Source organism: Micromonospora inaquosa, assembly GCF_003857055.1.
Classification (GTDB): Bacteria; Actinomycetota; Actinomycetes; order Mycobacteriales; family Micromonosporaceae; genus Micromonospora; species Micromonospora inaquosa.
The window spans coordinates 1-1,348 of record NZ_QGSZ01000046.1; the positions used below are offsets into that span (position 1 = coordinate 1).

1 protein-coding gene is annotated in these 1,348 nt (G+C 64.5%); it reads right to left on the minus strand.

Annotated features, from left to right (window positions below; genetic code table 11):
- Window positions 1-24: 24 nt before the first annotated feature.
- Window positions 25-1,311: an IS256 family transposase gene (locus DLJ59_RS00470; protein ID WP_124770558.1), complete on the minus strand. Its 1,287-nt coding sequence runs from the start codon at window positions 1,309-1,311 to the stop codon at window positions 25-27.
- Window positions 1,312-1,348: the final 37 nt, after the last annotated feature.

The following is a 1,348-nucleotide window of genomic DNA, read 5'->3' on the forward strand; positions in this document are numbered from 1 at the left end:
TAAAGGTGTTTCCGGCGATCTTGGTTAGTAGGTTTCAGCGGCCGGGAAGCGGTCGCTGAAGGTGATGGCGAAGGCGTTCAACGCGGGTTTCCAGCGCATCGTCCATCGGGTTCTGCCTGCTCCGGTGGGATCCAGGGACCGGGTCACCAGGTACAGACACTTCAACGCGGCGAGCTCGTTGGGGAAGTGGCCGCGGGCCTTCACGGCCCGCCGGTAGCGGGCGTTCAACGACTCGATCGCGTTCGTCGAGCAGATCACCTTGCGGATCTCCACGTCGTAGTCGAGGAACGGGATGAACTCAGCCCACGCGTTGTCCCACAACCGGATCACCGCCGGATACCGCCCGCCCCACTTCTCCGCCAGGTCCTCGAACGCCGCCCTGGCGGCGGTGGCGTTGACGGCGGTGTAGATCGGCTTGATGTCGTGCTTGATCTCGTCCCAGTACTTACGGGAGGTGAGCCGGAACGTGTTGCGGATCAGATGGATGATGCAGGTCTGCACCACCGTCTGAGGCCACACGTTCGTGACGACCTCCGGCAGGCCTTTCAGGCCGTCGCAGACGAGGAAGAACACGTCCTTCACACCTCGGTTACGCAGGTCGGTCAGCACGCTCATCCAGAACTTCGCGCCCTCACCACCGGTGCCGGCCCACAGCCCGAGGATGTCCTTCTCCCCGTCGAGGGTGACCCCGATCGCGGCGTAGAACGGCCGGTTCGCGACCTGCCCATCCCTGACTTTGACCACGATCGCGTCGATGAACACCGCCGCGTAAATCTCGTCCAGGGGCCGGTGCGACCAGTCGGTCATCTCCTCGATCACCTTGTCCGTGATCCGCGAAATCGTCTCCTTACTGACCGAGGCGCCATAGATCTCGGCGAAGTGCGCCGAAATCTCACCGGTGGTCAAACCCTTGGCATACAACGACAACACGACCTCGTCGACCCCCGACAACCGCCGCTGCCGCTTGCGGACGATCTGCGGCTCGAACGTGCCCGCCCGGTCCCGCGGCACATCGATCTGCACCGGCCCGGTGCTGTCGGTCAGCACCGTCTTCGCCCTGGTGCCGTTGCGGATGTTGCCCGAGCCGGCGCCGTCGGGTTCGTGTTTGGCATAACCGAGGTGCTCGGTCATCTCCTCGTTCAACGCGGTCTCCAGGACCGTCTTGGTCAACTGCCTGAGCAACCAATCCGGACCCGTCAGCGACAGCCCTTGTTCCTTGGCCGCCCGGACCAGCTCAACGGCGGCCTTCGCCTCCGCCGACGGCTCCGCCCGCTTCTTCCGTCCAGCCTGATCGTTCTGTGTCGCGGTCATCACGGCACCCTCCTCACCAGGCACAACGCCCGGCGGG

Bases quoted from the DNA above. Each gene is read 5' to 3' on its own strand.
- DLJ59_RS00470 (WP_124770558.1), bottom strand. From the start codon at position 1,311: ATGACCGCGACACAGAACGATCAGGCTGGACGGAAGAAGCGGGCGGAG.